Source organism: Caulobacter sp. BE264, assembly GCF_031457805.1.
GTDB lineage: Bacteria > Pseudomonadota > Alphaproteobacteria > Caulobacterales > Caulobacteraceae > Caulobacter.
The window spans coordinates 205,193-223,162 of the sequence record NZ_JAVDXI010000003.1; the positions used below are offsets into that span (position 1 = coordinate 205,193).

The 17,970-nt window shown below is 67.7% G+C and carries 17 protein-coding genes and 1 pseudogene; 12 read left to right on the top strand and 6 right to left on the bottom strand.

Features of this window, described 5'->3' with window-relative positions; genetic code table 11:
* The first annotated feature begins 20 nt into the window (after positions 1-20).
* The 3 genes from J2X45_RS09265 to J2X45_RS09275 all read left to right on the top strand — a co-directional run bounded on the left by J2X45_RS09265 (position 21) and on the right by J2X45_RS09275 (position 2,734).
* Positions 21-671, top strand: a complete 651-nt coding sequence (locus J2X45_RS09265) for a trimeric intracellular cation channel family protein (RefSeq protein WP_310213967.1) — start codon at positions 21-23, stop codon at positions 669-671.
* A 271-nt stretch (positions 672-942) separates the two neighbouring features.
* A complete protein-coding gene (locus J2X45_RS09270) occupies positions 943-1,401 on the top strand; it encodes a tellurite resistance TerB family protein (protein ID WP_310213968.1) in 459 nt (152 codons plus the stop codon).
* Between the two features lie 313 nt (positions 1,402-1,714).
* The gene (locus J2X45_RS09275; RefSeq protein ID WP_310213969.1) at positions 1,715-2,734 is read left to right on the top strand and encodes a TerC family protein; all 1,020 of its coding nucleotides are present in this window, start codon (positions 1,715-1,717) and stop codon (positions 2,732-2,734) included.
* A 15-nt stretch (positions 2,735-2,749) separates the two neighbouring features.
* Here J2X45_RS09275 and mtaB read toward each other — a convergent pair whose 3' ends face one another.
* A complete protein-coding gene (mtaB, locus tag J2X45_RS09280) occupies positions 2,750-4,078 on the bottom strand; it encodes a tRNA (N(6)-L-threonylcarbamoyladenosine(37)-C(2))-methylthiotransferase MtaB (RefSeq protein WP_310213970.1) in 1,329 nt (442 codons plus the stop codon).
* Positions 4,079-4,082: 4 nt separating this feature from the next.
* The gene (gene dapF / locus J2X45_RS09285) at positions 4,083-4,934 is read right to left on the bottom strand and encodes a diaminopimelate epimerase (RefSeq protein ID WP_310213971.1); all 852 of its coding nucleotides are present in this window, start codon (positions 4,932-4,934) and stop codon (positions 4,083-4,085) included.
* A 14-nt stretch (positions 4,935-4,948) separates the two neighbouring features.
* On the opposite strand from dapF, the pseudogene J2X45_RS09290 reads away from it, so the two are divergent.
* From J2X45_RS09290 to J2X45_RS09300, 3 genes and pseudogenes are all read left to right on the top strand, one after another.
* A pseudogene (locus J2X45_RS09290) lies at positions 4,949-7,211 on the top strand (prolyl oligopeptidase family protein).
* Complete coding sequence (locus J2X45_RS09295; RefSeq protein ID WP_310213972.1) at positions 7,212-9,368, top strand: prolyl oligopeptidase family protein; 2,157 nt, start codon at positions 7,212-7,214, stop codon at positions 9,366-9,368. It abuts the pseudogene before it with no gap.
* A 130-nt stretch (positions 9,369-9,498) separates the two neighbouring features.
* Positions 9,499-10,584: a GNAT family N-acetyltransferase gene (locus J2X45_RS09300; protein ID WP_310213973.1), complete on the top strand. Its 1,086-nt coding sequence runs from the start codon at positions 9,499-9,501 to the stop codon at positions 10,582-10,584.
* Between the two features lie 105 nt (positions 10,585-10,689).
* Here the strand turns inward: J2X45_RS09300 and J2X45_RS09305 are convergent, their stop codons facing one another.
* From J2X45_RS09305 to J2X45_RS09315, 3 genes are all read right to left on the bottom strand, one after another.
* Entirely contained in the window at positions 10,690-11,154 is a 465-nt protein-coding gene (locus J2X45_RS09305) for a hypothetical protein (protein WP_310213974.1), read from the bottom strand.
* A gap of 115 nt (positions 11,155-11,269) precedes the next feature.
* Positions 11,270-11,554: a DUF2218 domain-containing protein gene (locus J2X45_RS09310; RefSeq protein WP_310213976.1), complete on the bottom strand. Its 285-nt coding sequence runs from the start codon at positions 11,552-11,554 to the stop codon at positions 11,270-11,272.
* Positions 11,555-11,567: 13 nt separating this feature from the next.
* A complete protein-coding gene (locus J2X45_RS09315) occupies positions 11,568-12,146 on the bottom strand; it encodes a PadR family transcriptional regulator (RefSeq protein ID WP_310213978.1) in 579 nt (192 codons plus the stop codon).
* 302 nt (positions 12,147-12,448) lie between these two features.
* On the opposite strand from J2X45_RS09315, the gene J2X45_RS09320 reads away from it, so the two are divergent.
* The 5 genes from J2X45_RS09320 to J2X45_RS09340 are packed head-to-tail and all read left to right on the top strand — an operon-like array spanning position 12,449 to position 16,086.
* The gene (locus J2X45_RS09320; RefSeq protein ID WP_310213980.1) at positions 12,449-13,303 is read left to right on the top strand and encodes an MlaA family lipoprotein; all 855 of its coding nucleotides are present in this window, start codon (positions 12,449-12,451) and stop codon (positions 13,301-13,303) included.
* Positions 13,300-13,965 carry a phospholipid-binding protein MlaC gene (locus J2X45_RS09325; protein ID WP_310213981.1) on the top strand — a complete coding sequence of 222 codons (666 nt, stop codon included), beginning with the start codon at positions 13,300-13,302 and terminating at the stop codon, positions 13,963-13,965. The genes J2X45_RS09320 and J2X45_RS09325 overlap by 4 nt, the downstream gene beginning before the upstream one ends.
* Positions 13,966-13,995: 30 nt before the next feature.
* Complete coding sequence (gene mlaD, locus J2X45_RS09330; RefSeq protein WP_310213982.1) at positions 13,996-14,508, top strand: outer membrane lipid asymmetry maintenance protein MlaD; 513 nt, start codon at positions 13,996-13,998, stop codon at positions 14,506-14,508.
* A gap of 1 nt (position 14,509) precedes the next feature.
* Positions 14,510-15,319, top strand: a complete 810-nt coding sequence (locus tag J2X45_RS09335) for an ABC transporter permease (protein WP_310213983.1) — start codon at positions 14,510-14,512, stop codon at positions 15,317-15,319.
* On the top strand, positions 15,316-16,086 hold the full coding sequence (locus J2X45_RS09340) for an ABC transporter ATP-binding protein (protein ID WP_310213984.1): 771 nt from the start codon (positions 15,316-15,318) through the stop codon (positions 16,084-16,086). Before J2X45_RS09335 ends, J2X45_RS09340 begins: the two co-directional genes overlap by 4 nt.
* Before the next feature lie 8 nt (positions 16,087-16,094).
* On the opposite strand, the gene J2X45_RS09345 is transcribed toward J2X45_RS09340, so the two are convergent.
* The gene (locus tag J2X45_RS09345) at positions 16,095-16,997 is read right to left on the bottom strand and encodes a hydrogen peroxide-inducible genes activator (protein WP_310213986.1); all 903 of its coding nucleotides are present in this window, start codon (positions 16,995-16,997) and stop codon (positions 16,095-16,097) included.
* A gap of 280 nt (positions 16,998-17,277) precedes the next feature.
* Here J2X45_RS09345 and J2X45_RS09350 point away from each other — a divergent pair, with 280 nt between their 5' ends.
* Positions 17,278-17,829 carry a carboxymuconolactone decarboxylase family protein gene (locus J2X45_RS09350; RefSeq protein ID WP_310213988.1) on the top strand — a complete coding sequence of 184 codons (552 nt, stop codon included), beginning with the start codon at positions 17,278-17,280 and terminating at the stop codon, positions 17,827-17,829.
* The last annotated feature ends 141 nt before the right edge of the window (positions 17,830-17,970 follow it).

The following is a 17,970-nucleotide window of genomic DNA, read 5'->3' on the forward strand; positions in this document are numbered from 1 at the left end:
GACGCGTGCGATGAAGGGGCATGGACTTGCAGCTTGACCCGGTTGGAACCGCGCTTTTCTGGCTCGACTACGCCGCTGCGGCGGTTTTCGGGGCAACGGGCGCCCTCGCGGCGGCCCGGCGCAAGCATGACATCATCACCTTCGGATTCTTCGCCGCCATCACCGGGGTGGGCGGCGGCACCCTCCGGGACCTGCTGATCGGCGCGCCGGTGTTCTGGGTGCAGCGACCCGGCTACATCCTCGCGTGCCTGGCGGCGGCCACCGTGGTCTGGCTGATGGGCAAGCGCGGCTGGCGGTTCCGGGCCCTGCTGTGGCTCGACGCTCTGGGCATGGCCGCCTACGCCGTGGTCGGCACGGCGAAGGCCCTGGGCCTCGGAGTCCACCCGCTGAGCGCGGTGGTCATGGGCGTGCTGACCACCGCCTTCGGCGGCGTGATCCGCGACGTCCTGGCTGAAGAGCCCAACCTCCTGCTGCGCCGGGAGATCTACATCACCGCCGCGCTACTGGGGGCCGGCGTGTTCGCGACGCTGCAACTTCTGGGCGCTCCGTTCTGGCCAGCCGGGATTGCCGGATTCATCGCAGCGTTCAGCCTGCGCGCCTGCGCCATCCTGTTCGGCTGGAGCCTGCCCGGCTTCCACGACGGCGACGAACGCCCTCAGTCCTCGACCTGAGCGCGTCGGGTGTCGTGATCAGGCGCGCCGCCATCGGTCAGTCGCGACAACCGGCCGCAAGATTGGCGTACTCCACCCCCTTGCGCCCGCTCGCGCTTGATCCAATATCTGAGCTGCGGGCCGGGCCCCTCTGACGACTCTCGCGCTTAATAGGCGTGATCGTGATGTCGGACCGCGTCGGGTGCGCCCGGCGTCGGGTCCAAGGGTCAAGCCCCCCAGAACCCCGCCAACCCGGTGTCGGGCGCTCCCTCTCAAACAGAGGAGAGCACACATGTCCCTGAATCCCATCCACGCCGCACGTGTGCGGATCGCTGAAACCTGGACCCCCGCGCAGCTGGATCAGCTGGACGCCTTGGTGGCGGTTTGCGCCCTGGTGGCCCGGGCCGACGGTTGGGTCACCCCCGAGGAGCGCGCGCGGATGCTTGAGCGCATGCGCGGCCTGGCGGCCTTGGCCGTGTTTGGCGTCGACGACGCGCTCGAAGCGTTCGAAGCTCTGGAGCGGCGCTTCGAGCAGGACCCGGACACCGCCCAGTTCGAGGCCGAGATGGCTATCCGGCGCCTGCGCGGTCGCGACGACGCGGCCAGATCCGTCGTCAACGCCGCCTGTGTCGTGGCCACGTCGGATGGCGGCCTGGACGCTGAGGAACGAGATGTCCTGCTACGGGTCTGCAGCCTGCTGGCCCTGAGCCCCATCCAGTTCGACCTGATCGCCGAGCGAGGCCGGCGATGAGAGTCGGAACCCCCTCTCCTTCGACTTGGGTGGCGCTGCGGATGGCGCAGCAGACCTTTGTCCAGGCCGCGTCACACGCCAGTCAGCCCACCGCCAAGCCGGTGACCGCGCCTGATCGGGTCGAACGTGGGCCAGCGCCCCGCCCGCTAAGCGCGGGACGGCTGGATATCCGGGCCTAACGCCCCTCCGCCACCGACCAGCGCGCCGCCGGACGAGCGGCGCGCGCCCTTTCATGAGGCTGGATTAAGCGCTGCGGCGACGCGATCGCCGGCGCGTCTGGCGCTGTGCGCCGCCCCTCACCCACCGCTCACGATTGAACGAGATCATGGATTTCCTCACCCTGCCGATCATCGGCAAACCGCTCTGGATGTGGGCGGGTTTCATTCTCGCGGTCCTGGCGCTTCTGGCGTTCGACCTCGGCGTCGTCCCCGGCCGCAAACGCGGTCCCCGCGAGATCGGCGTGCGCGACAGCCTGATGATGTCGCTGATGTACATCAGCCTGGGCCTTGGTTTTGGCGGTCTGGTCTGGATGCAGCTGGGCCCCACGGCGGGCGTTGAGTACCTGACCGGCTTCGTGATCGAGAAGAGCCTGGCGATCGACAACGTCTTTGTCATCGCGCTGATCTTCGGCTTCTTCGCCATTCCGCCCGCCCTGCAGCACCGGGTGCTGTTCTGGGGCGTGCTGGGCGTGATCATCCTGCGGGGGATCATGATCGGTATCGGCGCGGCCCTGGTCAGCCAGTTCGGCTGGGTGCTCTACATCTTCGCCGCCTTCCTGATCCTGACGGGCGTGAAAATGCTCTTCGCTGGGGACAAACCTGTCGACCTGAACAACAACGCCGCGCTCAAGTGGCTGCGCCGCGTGCTGCCGGTCAGCGACAAGCTGGAAGGCGAGCGCTTCTTCGTGCGGGGCGTCGACAAGCGAACGGGCAAGATGGCCCTGCTGGCCACCCCGCTGTTCCTGGCCCTGGTGCTGGTGGAACTGGCCGATCTCGTCTTCGCCGTCGACTCGGTGCCAGCGATCTTCGCCATCACCACCGACCCCTATATCGTCTACACCTCGAACATCATGGCGATCCTGGGCCTGCGCGCCCTTTACTTCGCCCTGGCCGCGGTGCTCCACCGCTTCGCCTACCTGAAGCAGGCCCTGGCCGTCCTGCTGGTGTTCATCGGCGGCAAGATCTTCATCGCCGACGCCCTGGGCTGGGAGAAGTTCCCCGCCGGCCTGTCGCTGTCGATCACCTTCGCCATCCTGGCGGCGGGCGTGGGCTGGTCGCTCTGGAAGACCCGCAAGGCGCCCGCCCTTCCGGGGGCGCCTGGCGCAAGCGGCTAGAGCCCTGACGCCGGTCTAGACCGGCTCGGCGAGGGCCCGCGCGCCGTCGTGGCCGACGACCCGGAACGCCTGGATTTCGCCCGGCGTCGCGGCGCCCTCGAAGGCGATCTCGGTGAAGTCCTCGGCGCGCGCGACCCCCGGACGCTCGACCAGGCCCGACAGGGTCCGGCCGACCTGAGCCTGCAGGTGGCGCTCGAGCCCGCGCTGACCCGCCTCGCGCAGGCGACGGGCGCGGTCCTTGATCACCGGCCCCTTCACCGGCGGCATCCGCGCGGCGGGCGTGCCGGGGCGGGCGCTGTAGGGGAAGACGTGGAGGAAGGCCAAGCCCGCTTCCTCGACCAGCTTCAGCGTGTTCTCGAACGCTTCCTCGGTCTCGGTCGGGAAGCCGGCGATCAGGTCGGCGCCGAAGGCGGTGTCGGGACGCGCGCGGCGGACCTCGGCGACCAGCTTGAGCGCGTCCTCGCGGCTATGCCGGCGCTTCATGCGCTTGAGGATCAGGTTGTCGCCCGCCTGCAAGGACAGGTGCAGGTAAGGCATCAGGCGCGGCTCGGTCTCGAGCAGCCTGAAGAGATCCGGATCGATCTCGGCGGCGTCGATCGACGACAGCCGCAGGCGCGGCAGGTCCGGAACCATGCGCAGGATGCGGCCGACCAACTGGCCCAGCGTCGGCTGGCCCGGCAGGTCCGCGCCCCAGGAGGTCACGTCGACGCCGGTGAGGACGACCTCGCGATAGCCCTCGGCGGCCAGCTTGCGGACCTGCTCGACGACCTCGCCAGCCGGAGCCGAGCGCGAGTTTCCCCGGCCATAGGGGATGATGCAGAAGGTGCAGCGGTGATCGCAGCCGTTCTGCACCTCGACATAGGCGCGGGCCCGATCCTTCAGACCATCGATCAGGTGACCGGCGGTCTCCTTGATCGACATGATGTCGTTGACCCGCACGCGGGCGGAGGTGTCGGTCAGGGCGCCGGGCGCGGCCTTTTCGGCGTTGCCAAGCACGAGGTCGACCTCGGGCATGGCGGCGAAGGCGGCGGGATCGACCTGGGCGGCGCAGCCCGTGACGATGATCCGCGCGCCGGGCCGCTCGCGCCGCGCCTTGCGGATCGCCTGACGGGCCTGACGCACGGCCTCGTTGGTCACCGCGCAGGTGTTGAACACCACCGCGTCCGACAGGCCGTCAGCCGAAGCCCGGGCGCGCATGGCCTCGCTCTCATAGGCGTTGAGGCGGCAGCCGAAGGTGACGACGTCGACGCCGTCAGGGCCCGACAGCGTCGTCGCCGGCCCGCCCTCCTCGCCCGCTTGGGGCTTGGGAGCCGGGGTCGCCTTGATGACGGTGTAAGTCGCCATGGCCCTAAGCCGCGACCAGCTCCGGCAGCTTGCCGGCGTATTCCATGGTGATCGGGCCCGTCATGATCACGTGGCCGTCGCTTTCGCGCCACTCGATCGTCAGCGAACCGCTGTCGAACTCGACCCGCGCCGTGCGATCAGTCAGGCCCCGGCGGACCGCCGCGACCTGGGCGGCACAGGCGCCGGTGCCGCAGGCCTGGGTCAGGCCCGCCCCGCGCTCCCAGACCTTCAGCCGGATATGGTCTCGCGCGACGACATGCGCAAAGCCGACATTGACGCCTTCCGGGAACAGCGGGTGGTGCTCCACGAGGCTGCCTGTGCCGCGCGCGAAGTCGTCGGTGACCGGCGCGTCGACGAAGAACACCACATGCGGATTGCCCATCGAGACGCAGACCGGCGTGTGGACCAGCGGCGCGTCAATCGGCCCGACCTGCAGCTCCACGCGCTCGGTGTTCATCTCTTCCGACAATGGGATCTGGGCCCAGTCCAGGCCTGGCGGCCCCATGTCGACCGTCACCAACCGGTCGCCGGCGGCCTTGCCCGACAGGCGCCCGGCCACCGTGTCGAACGCCACCGCGTCCTTGCCGGCCGACTGCATCAAGAGCCAGGCCACGCAGCGCGTGCCGTTGCCGCAGGCGCCGGCTTCTTCCCCGTCCGCGTTCCAGAACCGCACATAGGCCGAGGCGCCCTCGGCCTTGGGCGGATCGATGGCGATGACCTGATCGCAGCCGATCCCCCCGTCCCGTTTGGCGATCGCACGGATCTGCTCAGGGGTCGGATCGAAGCGTTCGGTGAGGGTCTGGATGACGACGAAATCGTTGCCCAGGCCGTTCATCTTCAGGAAGGTGCGGCTCATGGCCCGGCTATATAGTGGAAAAGCCGCGCCAAGTCAGGGGACGCGGCGACGCGGGGCATGATCGCCCGCGCCCGGGCCGGTTTACCGGCTCAAGACGTGCGAAAAGTGGGCTGGCGCGCGACGGAATGTTCGATACCGTCCCCGGCCATGATCAAGCTCCGCCACGGCTCGGCCGCCGCTCTCGCCCTTGTCCTCCTGGCCTCCGGCTCCGCGCGCGCCCAGACGCAGGACCCGCATCTGGCTCTCGAGGCTGTCGAAAGCCCCGAAGCCCTGGCCTGGGTGAAGGCGCAGAACGACAAGACCCTGCCGCTGCTCTCCAGCGATCCGCGCTTCGCGGGCCTGCAGGCCGAGGCCCTGAAGATCCTGGCCGCCAGGGACCGGATCGCCATGCCCAACTTCGTCGGCAAGACGGTGTTCAACTTCTGGCAGGACGCGACCCACGTGCGCGGTGTCTGGCGGCGCGCCAGCCTTGAGTCCTACAAGTCCGCCGATCCCCAGTGGGAGACGGTGATCGACCTTGACGCCCTCGCCGCCGCCGAGGGCAAGAACTGGATCTGGAAGGGCGCGGACTGCCGGCCCAAGACCCACGACCGGTGCCTCGTAAACCTGTCCAACGGCGGCAAGGACGCGGTCACGGTCCGCGAGTTCGACCTGACCACCAAGACCTTCGTCGATCCGGCGGCGGGCGGCTTTGTCCTGCCCGAAAGCAAGCAGTCGATCGAGTGGCTGGACGCCGACACCCTGATCCTGACCCGCGACTGGGGTCCGGGCACGACCACCGACAGCGGCTACGGCATGGTGGTCAAGACGCTGAAGAGAGGCCAGGCCCTGAACCAGGCGGTCGAGGTCTATCGCGGCCAGAAGGCCGACGTGTCGGTGCGCCCCAACGTGCTGCGCGACGCCAGGGGGAACCGCGTCGTCCTGATCGAGCAGGCGACCGACTTCTTCAACAGCCGCTATTTCGAGTGGACGGACAAGGGCCTGACGCAACTGCCCCTGCCCCAGAAGGGCGGCGTCATCGGTATGCTGGACGGCGCGCTAGTCGTCAAAACCGAGGAGCCCTGGACCTTCGCCGGCGTCGGCATCCCCGCCGGCAGTCTGGCCCTGGCCACGCCCGAGCGCCTGCGCCCGGGCGGCGAGATCGTGGTGTCCAACGGCTGTAATCCCTGCGCGATCCTGTCGCCGGGGCCGCGCCAGTCGATCGCCCAGGCGACCGTCACCGACAACCGCGTCGTCGCCGTCGTCTACGACAACGTCCGGGGCTCGCTGGTCAGCCTGGAAAACCGGGGCGAGCGCGGGGTGGTCAAGACCAACCTGCCGGTCATCGACAACGCCGCCGTGACCCTGGGCTCGCACTCGGACGAGGGCGATCTTGTCTTCTACACCGACGAAGGCTTCGCCACCCCGACCCAGCTGAAACTGGCCGACGCCACGGGAACCACCGCCCAGACCATCAAGGCCCTGCCCGCCCAGTTCGACGCCAGCAAGCTGGAGGTCGAGCAGAAGGTGGCCACCTCCAAGGACGGGACCAAGATTCCCTACTTCCTGATCCACCCCAAGGGCCACAAGCACGACGGCCAGAACCCGACCCTGCTGCACGCCTATGGCGGTTTCAACCTTTCGAAGCTGCCCGTCTATGATCCGCTGATCGGCAAACTCTGGCTCGAGCGCGGCGGCAGCTACGCCGTGGCCAATATCCGGGGCGGCGGCGAGTTTGGGCCAGCCTGGCACCAGGCGGCGCTGAAGGCCAATCGCCAGCGGGCCTATGACGACTATTTCGCCGTGGCCGAGGACCTGATCGCCAGGAAGATCACCTCGCCCCGCCATCTGGGCGCCTATGGCCGCTCGAACGGCGGCCTTTTGATGGGTGTGGCCATGACCCAGCGGCCGGACCTGTGGAACGCCGTGATCGTGGAAAGTCCGCTGCTGGACATGATCCGCTACACCCAGCTGCCCGCCGGCGCCTCGTGGATCGGCGAGTACGGCGATCCGGCCATTCCGGCCGAGCGCGCCTGGATCGAGGCCTACAGCCCCTATCAACAGCTGAAAGCCGGCGTGAAATATCCGCTGGCCTACATCACGACCTCGACCAAGGACGACCGCGTCCATCCGGGCCACGCGCGCAAGTTCGCCGCGCGTCTGGACGACCTGAAGGTCGACAACCTCTATTTCGAGAACACCGACGGCGGCCACGCCAACGGGGCCGATCCCAAGGCCAACGCTCGCCGCTGGGCCCTGCACTACACCTACCTGTCGCGCCAGTTGATGGATCACTAAATGCGTAAGTCGCTGCTTGCCCTCCTCGCCACCACGAGCCTGATGACCCTGACCCCCGCGATCGCCGCCGACACAGCAAAGCCTACGGGCGAACCCGCCGCCGAGGCGCGTACGCCCCTGTCGGAGCTGGGCAAGGACGATCCGTATATCTGGATGGAGGAGATCGAAGGGACGCGCGCCATGGACTGGGCCAAGGCCCAGAACGCCCGCTCGCTTCCCGTTTTGCAGGGCGACGCGCGCTACGCCGACCTTGAGTCCAAGGCCTTGACCATTCTGAACGCCAAGGACCGGGTGCCGGGCGTCTCGTTCGCCGGCGACGGCTCCCTGCGCAACTTCTGGCAGGACAAGGACCATGTGCGCGGCATCTGGCGCAAGACCACGCTGGACAGCTACCGCACCGCCGAGCCTGCCTGGGAGACGATCCTCGACATCGACGCCCTGACCAAGGCCGAGAACGCCAACTGGGTGTTCAAGGGGGCCAGCTGCCTGCCGCCGGACGACACCCGCTGCCTGATCACCCTCTCGAACGGCGGCAAGGACGCCGTGACGGTCCGCGAGTTCGACACCACCACCAAGAGCTTCGTGCCCGGCGGCTTCGAACTGCCTGAGGGCAAACAGAACTACGCCTGGCTGGACAAGGACACGCTCCTGGTCGGCCGCGAATGGACGCCGGGCGAGTTGACCAAGTCGGGCTATGCCTATGTGCTGAAGGCTCTGAAGCGGGGACAGCCCCTGGATCAGGCCAGAGAGGTGTATCGCGGCGTCGAGACCGATGTCTCGGTCAGCCCGTTCGTGCTGCGCGACGCCGACGGCAAGGTGGTGGCGGTGATGGCCACGCGCGGCGTCACCTTCTTCGAGAGCGAAACCTACCTGATCGAGGGCGACAAGCCCGTGAAGCTCGATCTGCCGCTGAAGAGCTCGATCCAGGGCTATGTCGACGGCCAGATGGTCGTGCTGATGGAGCAGGACTGGCCCGCGAAGGGCTTCAAGACCGGCGACCTGATCAGCTTCGACCTCGCCAAGCTGAAGGCCGCGCCGGACAAGGCGGTCGCCACGCTGGTGCTGCGACCGACGGCGCGCCAGTCGGTGGAGCAGGTCCAGACCACCCGCACCAAGCTGGTGGTCAGCATGCTCGACAACGTCAAGGGCGCGGCCAAGGTGTTCACCCACGGCCCCAAGGGCTGGACGGCCGCAAGCCTGGACCTGCCCGCCAACAGCTCGATCGGCCTGGGCTCGTCGGACGACAAGGGCGAGCGTCTGTTCGTCACCGTCACGGGCTACCTGACGCCGACCACCTACTGGCTGGCTGACGCGGGCTCGCTGAAGCTGGAACAGGTCAAGGCCTCGCCGGCCCGCTTCGACGCCTCGACCCACGTGGTCGAACAGTTCGAGGCGACCAGCACCGACGGGACCAAGATCCCCTACTTCATCGTGCGGCCCAAGGGCGTGAAGTACGACGGCTCGGCCCCGACCCTGCTCTACGCCTATGGCGGCTTCCAGGTGCCGATGACGCCTGGCTATTCGGGCGTGATGGGCAAGCTGTGGCTGGAGCGCGGCGGCGTCTATGTGGTGGCCAATATCCGGGGCGGCGGCGAGTTCGGACCGGCGTGGCACTCGGCCGGCCTCAAGGAGAACCGTCAGAAGGTCTATGACGACTTCTTCGCGGTGTCGCAGGACCTGATCACGCGCAAGATCACCTCGCCGCGTCGGCTTGGGATCATGGGCGGATCGAACGGCGGCCTGCTGATGGGCGTCGCCCTGACCCAGCGGCCCGACCTCTATAACGCCATCGTCGTGCAGGTGCCGCTGTTCGACATGATCCGCTACAGCCAGCTTGGCGCGGGCGCCTCGTGGGTGGGCGAGTACGGCGATCCGGCCATTCCGTCGGAGCGGGCCGTCATCGCCAAGTACGACCCCTATTCCAACCTCAAGGCCGGCCAGAAGTATCCCGAGGTGTTCATCGAGACCTCGACCAAGGACGATCGCGTCCACCCCGCCCACGCTCGGAAGGCGGCCGCCCGCCTGATGGAGCTGGGCTATCCGGTGCTCTATTATGAAAACATCGACGGTGGTCACGCCGGCGCCGCGAACCTCGCCGAGACGGCCCGTCGCCAGGCGCTGGAGTACGTCTATCTGACGCGCAAACTGATGGACTGAGATGGCTGGCGCCGCTCGCCCTTAAGGAGAGGAGAGCGGCGCCAAGTCTTGCAGAACGACGTCTCGTCAACCCTAAGGCAATCTCTCGGGCTCACAGTGCGCGCCGACTCTTCTCGTCGGACTGGCCTCTTTGCCCATCGAAATCGTCAAAGCGCTGGATCTTTCGGACGCCGACCGCGAGCGGTGGGCGCAGCTTCAGCACGGCCAGACGCGGCTCGACTCCCCTTTCCTTTCACCGCAATGGACGCTGGCCGTCGCCCGCGCTCAAGGCGACAAGGGCGACCAGGTCAAGGTCGCTATCCAACGCGGACCTGGGGGCGAGGCGCTGGCTTTCCTGCCCGCGCGGGTGCGCCAGGACGTGGCCATGCCGGTCGGCGCGCCGATGTGCGACTATCAGGCCCTGATCTCGGCGCCGGGCGTCGCCATGGACCCGCGGGAGCTACTGCACGCGCTGGGCGTCGGCCGCATCGACTTTTGCCACATGATGGCCGACGACGAGACCCTGGGCCGCCATGCGCGCGGCCAGACCGACAGCTGGGTCGTGGAAACGCCAGACGGCTACGAGGCCTACGCCGCCGAGCGGAAGGCCGCGGGTGTCGGCGTGCTGAAGGACATCGACAAGAAGCGACGCAAGGCCGAGCGCGAGGTCGGGCCCTGCCGCTTCACCGCAATGTCGCAGAGCCGGTCGGCGTTCGATCAGCTGATGGCCTGGAAGCGGGTGCAATTACTGCTCACCCACCAGACCGACCTCTTCAAGGCGCCGTGGGTCAACAAGCTTCTGGACGATCTGTTCGCGCGCCGCGACGCCGATTTCGGCGGCGCGCTCTATACGCTTCATCTGGGCGAGCGCCTGGCGGCCGTGCACTTCCACCTCCGCGGCGAACACACCATTCACGGCTGGCTGATCGCCCACAATCCCGACCTCGAGCGCTACTCGCCCGGCATGATGCTGTTCCAGGACATTCTGAAGAGCATGGACGGCACGCCCCTTAAGCGGCTCGATCTCGGGACGGGCGATTACCGGTTCAAACGAGAGCTCTCCAACGCTCAGCAACGCGTGGTGTTTGGCTTTTTGGGTTCGCCCTCGGTGCCGACCCTGGTGCGGCACGCGGTCTACGGCGTCAGAAGCGTCGCCGAGGCCCTGCCGCTGGGACGGATCTCGGAGCTTCCGGGCAAGGCGATGCGGCGCATCGACCTCTTGAGGGGTCTGCACTAGAGCGTGAGGCCGAAAGTGGGAACCGGTTTCGGCCTCACGCTCTAAGTATCTGATTTCGAGCCTTTTTTAACGCCCGAAATCGATTCCGATTTCGGGCTAAAGGCTCTAGGGCGCGGCCAACGTCGCCGGCTTGGCGAAGAAGGCTTCGCAGATTGCGTCACGGGTCGCTTCGGCCAGGATGATCTCCGGATCGCGAACCGCCGCCACAAGTCCCTCATCCGGCGTGGTCACGTCGATACGCTGCAGATCTATCAGCGCCTTGTCCCTGGCCTGCCGCACCTTGACCTGGGCGACCAGGCGGTTCGGACGGTTCAGGCCGATGTCGCCGAGCTGACGGATGTTCAATCGCTCGATCTTGAGATCCAGGCGAAGATCCTGGCCCGCAGCGCAGACTTCCAGTCCCGCATTGACTTCTTCTGTCAGGGTCGAGGTGAAGGTCTTGCTGGGACCAAGGCCCCAGGTCCACCCCGCGTGGATCACCACGTCACGGACCCGCGCTTGAGGCGCCGCCGCCGCGCCGGTCGCGACCGCCAGCGCCAGCGCCAGCACCAGCAACAGAGGGGCGGTCATCAGGGTCTTCATGGTCATCCTCGGAAAGCTCGCGGCCGTTAAAGCCAAGCTCGGATGAACCTGAGATGACGAACAGCGTCCGTCTCTGGCGCGCGGACGACGCGCTGGTCTCGAACTAGGCCCGCGTCCACCCGTATTTCAGCTCGCCCTCGCGGAAGGCGAAGCGGTCCAGGTGCTTGGCCACCACGTCTTCCAGCCTAGCGAGACCCGCCTCATCAGCGGCCTCCACGGTGATATCGAGGCCATCCCCGTGGGCGGTCATGCGACAGAGGCCAAGCGGCAGGGGAAAATCCGCCGAGGTGTCGTCGTAGCGAACGTCGAACTTGTGGCTCCAGTGCTTGGCCAGCTGGATCATGTAGCGGGCCGCCTTTTCGGTGGCGACGCGAGCGTGGCTTTCCATCGTCGCGGGCTCCTCAGACAGCCTCGATAGCGGCCGCGGCGTCGTCCAGCGCCTTGGCGATCCCGGCGATCTGCTCAGCCGTCAGCTGGCCGCCATGCAGCTTGAGCCGCAGCGCCGTCTTCAGGTTCTCGCGCGCCCGCAGGATCTGCGGCGAGAAGGCCGCGCTGGTCGAGGCGGCCTCGGCCATGCGTTCAAAGAGCGATCGCACCGGCTGGGCGTTGTCGGCCAGGAACGCCTCGCCCTCGGGCGTGATCGTGTAGAGCTTCTTGCCGCCGCCGGCCTCGCTGGCGACCACATAGCCCAGCTCCTCAAGCAGGGTCAGGGTCGGATAGACCACGCCCGGGCTGGGCGTGTAGGCGCCGCCCGCCGCCGTCTCGATGGCCTTGATCAGTTCGTAGCCGTGGCTCGGCTTGTCGGCGATCAGCTTGAGCACCACGAAGCGCAGGTCGCCGTGTTCAAAGAAGCGGCCCATGCGTCCGCCGCGTCCACGCGGGCCGTGATGGTGGCCATGGAAGCCAAAGGGATGGCGGCCGTGGTGCTGACCCCCATGGCCGCCCCACGCTCCGCGATGCGAATGATGTCGTCCAAACATATCTAAGATCCTATTTCGTTATATCGAAATGATAGATATATCGAAGCTGGGCATCGTCAAGAGCGCATTTCGATATATCTGAATAATGTCGCGCGTTGTCCGACGCGGCGCCGGCGCCACGCTTGACGACAAACCGCGCCCCCCGCGTTCCGGGGGCTTCCAGTGCGCCGATGAGTCGACCACACCCTAGGGTTCGCGGCGCGCGCGACTGAGTCGACGCCGACCGGGCGATTTGCGCTCAGGCGTTCAAGCGTAACCGAAAGAGTCGGCCCTAATCTTGATACGGAGGGCGTCGTGAATACATGGCGCCTATGAGAAGCAGGAGCATCCGCTTGCGCGACCCGTCCCAAAGCGCGCGGCCACAAGGTCTCGGACGTCGCGTCGCCGTTGGCGCGATGGCGGCCCTCGGGCTAATGGCCCTGGCGTCGAACGCACTTGCGCAGGCCGACGCCCCGGCGCCGGTTTCGGCGGGCCCCGCCGCCAACGACCCGTTCGAGAGCCTCAACCGCGCGTCGTTCAAGCTGGGCATGGGCCTGGATCGGGCCCTGCTGGCCCCGGTCACGCACGGCTACATGGCGGTGACGCCCCGCGTCGTGCGGGATCGAGTCAGCTCGGCCATCTACAATCTGGGCGAGCCGAACACGGTGATGAACCAGGTTCTCCAGGGCAAGCCGCGCCGCGCCGTGCGCTCAAGCACTCGTTTCGTGGTCAATTCCACCGTCGGCGTCCTGGGGCTCTTTGACGTCGCCGCCAAGATCGGCCTGCCGCCGCGCGGCGCTGATTTCGGCCAGACCTTCGGTCGCTGGGGCGCAGGCCCCGGCGCCTATATCTATGTGCCGCTGATGGGCCCGTTGAACGTTCGTGACGGCGTCGGCCGCGCGCTCGACATCGCGACCGACCCGGTCTCGCTGTTCGTCGGCGGTTTCGACACCGACTTCGGCAAAGCGCGCACAGCGGTCACCGTGGTCGACCTGCGCGCCACGACGGACTCGGCCTACGAGGCGTTGAAAGACGCGGCCGACCCCTATGTGACCACCCGATCCGCCTACGCCCAGTACCGGGAGGCCTTCGTCCGCGAAGCCACCGGCGAGACCGAGGCGCTTCCCGACTTCGACGCGCCGCCCCCCGAACCGACTTCGGCGGCGCCCAATCCATGACCTCCCCCGGTATCGCCATGCAAAACAACCCTCTCACCCGGCGCGGCGCCAACGCCGCGCTTTTGGCTTTCGTCGGCGCCGCGACGCTGTCGATCGCCAGTCCAGCCCTGGCCCAAAGCGGCGCGCGCGATCCCGCAGCCGAAGCCTTCGTGCAGACCAAAGCCCAGCGCGTGATCAGCGTGCTGGCCAACAAGAGCATGAGCGAGGCCCAGAAAAAGCAGGTCTTCCGCCAGGCGGTGGATGAGCTGGCCGACGTGCCGCGTATCACCAACTTCGTGCTGGGAAAGTACGCGCGCACCATCACGCCGGAACAGCGCGCACGCTTCACGCCGGTCTTCCGGGCCTACGCCGAGAACGTTTACCAGAGCCGCATCGATGACTATCGGGGCGAGCAGTTGAAGGTGACCGGCTCGGTGGTGCGCAAACCGGGCGACGTGATCGTGAACACCGTGGTCGCCGGAGGCCAGCTGAGCCAGCCCGTGCCCGTCTCGTGGCGCGTCCTCAACAACGGCGGGACCTGGAAGGTCGTCGATGTGCAGTTCAAGGGAATCTGGTTGGCGATCACGCAGCAACAGGACTTCGTGTCGACGATCGATAACGCGGGCGGCAACATCGACGTGCTGACCAACCAGCTTCAGAAGGGCGACTCGGGTCGTCGCTAGACGGGACCCGAACTGGAAGGACAACGGCATATGGCATTGCGCGAACAGTGGGCCGAGACGGCCATGGGGGTCGTCGTTCTCGCCTTGGCGGGCGGGTTCCTGACCTATTCGCTGACCGTCGGCGGCGTTCACATGAAGCGCGGCGACTATGAAATCAGCGCCAAGTTCGGCGAGGCCGGTTCGCTGGCGCCGGGGGCCGCTGTCACGGTGGCCGGCGTGAAGGTCGGGACCGTCGCGGAGATCACGCTCGAGCCCAAGACCTATCTGGCGGTGGCCAAGCTGAGCATCGACCCGACCGTCAAGTTGCCGGCCGACTCCACCGCCAAGATCACCAGCGACGGCCTCTTGGGCGGCGCTCACGTCGCCATCGCGCCCGGTGGCGCGCTCGAAGACCTGAAGCCGGGCGGCGAGATCGAGAACACCCAGGGCGCGGTCGACCTGTTCGGCCTGATCGGCTCGGTGATCCGGCCGCAAGGCGGCGCTGCGGCCACGTCGGCGCCCGAGGCGGCCAATCCAGCCACCCAACCGGCCGAGAGCTACTGACATGACCGCGGCCGAGGCGGCCAAGCGGGTCGCCACCCATCCCGTCCAGGCGCTGGGCCGCTCGACCTTGGCCGCCGTGCGCATGGTCGGCGCGGTCGGCGTCTTCGCCGTGCGGGGCGTCATCGCCGCCCTGACGCCGGTCTGGTTCCTCAGCCAACTTCGGCGGCAGATCGTGGCGATCGGCTTCTTCTCGCTGCCGGTCGTGGGCCTCACCGCCGTGTTCACCGGCGCAGCCCTGGCGCTGAATATCTTCACCGGCGGCGGCCGCTTTAACGCCGAGCAGGTCATGCCGCAGATCGTGGCGCTGGGCATCACGCGGGAGCTTGGCCCCGTGCTCGCCGCCCTGATGCTGGCCGGTCGCGTCTCAGCCGCGATCGCCGCCGAGATCGGGGCCATGCGGGCGACCGAGCAGATCGACGCCATGCGCACCCTGTCGACCGACCCCTTCCGCTACCTCGTCGCGCCGCGCCTGCTGGCGGCGGTGCTGACCCTGCCCCTGCTGACCGCCGTGGCCGACATCATCGGCATCGCCGGCGGCTGGCTGGTCGCCACGCGGGTGCTGGAGTTCAATCCGACGGTCTATGTCCGCAACACGATCAACTTTCTTGAGAGCTGGGACATCGTCTCTGGCCTGATCAAGGCCGCCGTGTTCGGCTTCATCGTCGCCCTGATGGGCTGCTATCACGGCTACAACGCCTCGGGCGGCGCACGTGGCGTCGGACGGGCCACGACCCACGCGGTGGTCTCCTCGGCGATCCTGATCTTCGCCTCGGACTATCTTCTGACCACCCTTTTCACGCACATGTCATGACGAGCCCGGTTCCGAAACTCGCCTGGAAGGGCGTCACCAAGCAGTTCGGGGACCGCAAGGTTCTCGACCAGCTTGACCTGTCCGTCGCGCAAGGCCGCTCGCTGGTGATCATCGGCGGGTCCGGCCAGGGCAAATCGGTCACCATCAAGACTGCGCTCGGCTTGCTGCGACCCGAAGCCGGGGCGATCGAGCTGGACGGCAAGAACGTGGTCGGCCTGTCGGAAAATCAGCGCCGTAAGCTCTTCTCGCGCGTCGGGGTGCTGTTCCAGGGCGCGGCGTTGTTCGACAGCCTCACCATCTGGGAGAACGTCGCGTTCCGCCTGATCAACGCCGACGGCGTTCCGCGCCGCCAAGCCCGCGAACGGGCGATCGACGCGCTGGAGCAGGTGCGCCTGTCGGCCGATGTCGCCAACCGTTTTCCATCCGAGCTCTCGGGCGGGATGCAGAAGCGCGCCGGCCTCGCCCGAGCCGTCGTCGCCCAGCCCGAAATCCTGTTCTTCGACGAGCCGACCACTGGCCTTGATCCCATCACGGCGGCGGCGATCAACCAGCTTATCTCCGATCAAGTGCGTCGCCTGGGCTCGACGGCCGTGTCGATCACCCACGACCTCGCCTCGGCCCAGACGATCGGCGACGAGATCGCCATGCTGCACGGCGGCAAGATCATATGGCGCGGTCCGGCCGCGGAGCTCGCCACCACCGACAACCCCTATGTGCGCCAGTTCGTGGAAGGCCGAGCCGAGGGCCCGATCTCGCACGCACACTAAAAGCGACGTCAGACCGCCTGTCGCAGGGTGTCCGCCAACAGCCGGCCCTCAACGCCCCGGCTCGAGCCCGCCCGCCAGGCCACGACGATCTCGCGGCTGGGGTGCTCGGTCGCCAGGGGACGGACCGTGACAGCCGCCTTGTCGGTCAGGCCCGCCTGCACCGCCATCTTTGGCAGGAACGAGACCCCCAGACCTGAGCCGATCATCTGCACCAGGGTCGGCAGGGACGTGGCCGCGAAGGTCTCCTCCTCGCCGACGCCGCGGGGCGGCTCCAGACCGCAGGCCGCCAGCGCGTGGTCGCGCAGGCAGTGTCCGTCCTCCAGCAGGATCAGGTCCTCGCCGGCCAGGCTGTCAGGATCCACCTGGGTCGAGGCCGCCATCGGATGATTGGCCGGCGCGGCGGCCAGCAGCTCATCGTCCTCGACATGGGCCCAGTCCAGACCGCTCATATCGTACGGCAGAGCGATCAGCGCCGCGTCCAGCGCCCCGGTCTTGAGCGCGCTGATCAGGCGATGGGTCAGGTCCTCGCGCAGGAACAGCTTCAGCTTGGGGAAGCGGTCACGCAGAACGGGCAACGCGCGCGGCAGAAGATAGGGCGCCACGGTCGGGATCACGCCCAGCCGGAACCGTCCGGCCAGCGGCTGGCCCGCGCCACGCGCGGCCTGCACCAGATCCTCAGCGCGGGCCAGGATGTCCTCCGCCCGTCGCACGGCCTCCTGGCCGGCGGCGGTCAGGATCACGCCGGATCGCGCACGGTCGACGACCGGCGCGCCCAGGATCTTCTCCAGCTCCTGGATGCCCGCAGACAGCGTCGGCTGGGTGACATGCGCGTTCTCGGCGGCGCGACTGAACGAGCCGTGCTCGGACAGAAGCTTCAAGTACTGGAGTTGGCGAAGCGTGGGTAGAAGCATGGCGTCACATATAGGCCAGATCTATTCACTTTCAAAAAACTATCGATTGGATCAGGGCCCATGCACAGGGCTAGGGTCTGCGTGTCGAAACGTCCGGTGATGTCTCCCCACCCCGACCCGGATGCCGGCGCCTCCCGGTCCGACCGCTTCCCCTCTCGCGGTTCGGACCGGGACGAACGCGCCGCCCGATGCTATCTCCCCCCAAGAGCGTGAAACCGAAACCGTGAACCGGCTTCGGCTTCACGCTCCATATGTTTGATGTGGGGCGATGGAGCATCACGTGTCGATCGAGGCCCTGCGCGCCCGCCTGCCCGAGTACGCCCGCGACCTGGGGACCAACCTCGCCCTGCTGGTCGAAGATCCCGCGCTGGATCCGGAGATGCGCTGGGGATGCCTGCTGGCCAGCGCCTGCGCCGTCGGCGAACCGCAGACGCTTCAGGCGATCGACGCGGCGGCCACGGCTGCGGGCCTGACGGCCGAGGGAAACCTCGCCGCCCGCAAGGCCGCTGCTATGATGGCGATGACCAATATCTATTTCCGCGCGCTGCACCTGATGGCGGCGCCCGAGTATCAGGCCTTGCCCTCCCGGCTTCGCCTGAACCCGCTCGACCACGCTGGGGCGGGGGTCGTGGCCTACGACCTGTTCTGCGTCGCGGTGTCGGCGATCAACGGCTGCGGCGCATGCCTCGACAGCCACGAAGCGGCGCTTCGTCGGCGGGACGTCCAGCCCGGTCAGGTGCAGGCGGCGCTGCGTATCGCGGCGGTTGTGTCGGCGGTCTCACGAACGCTCGCGGCTGAGGCGGCGCTTCGTCCCCAGAATTCGGACGCTTGAGCCGCGCCGCGACGCCCGGTCGCGGCGTCGGCCCCTCGACATTCATCTTGTCCGTAAACTAAGTTGTTAACCTCTGGGTAACAGATTCGCGGCGTCCGCCGAGCCGTCCCGTTCAGGACGCCGAGGACTCGCATGGGGCGA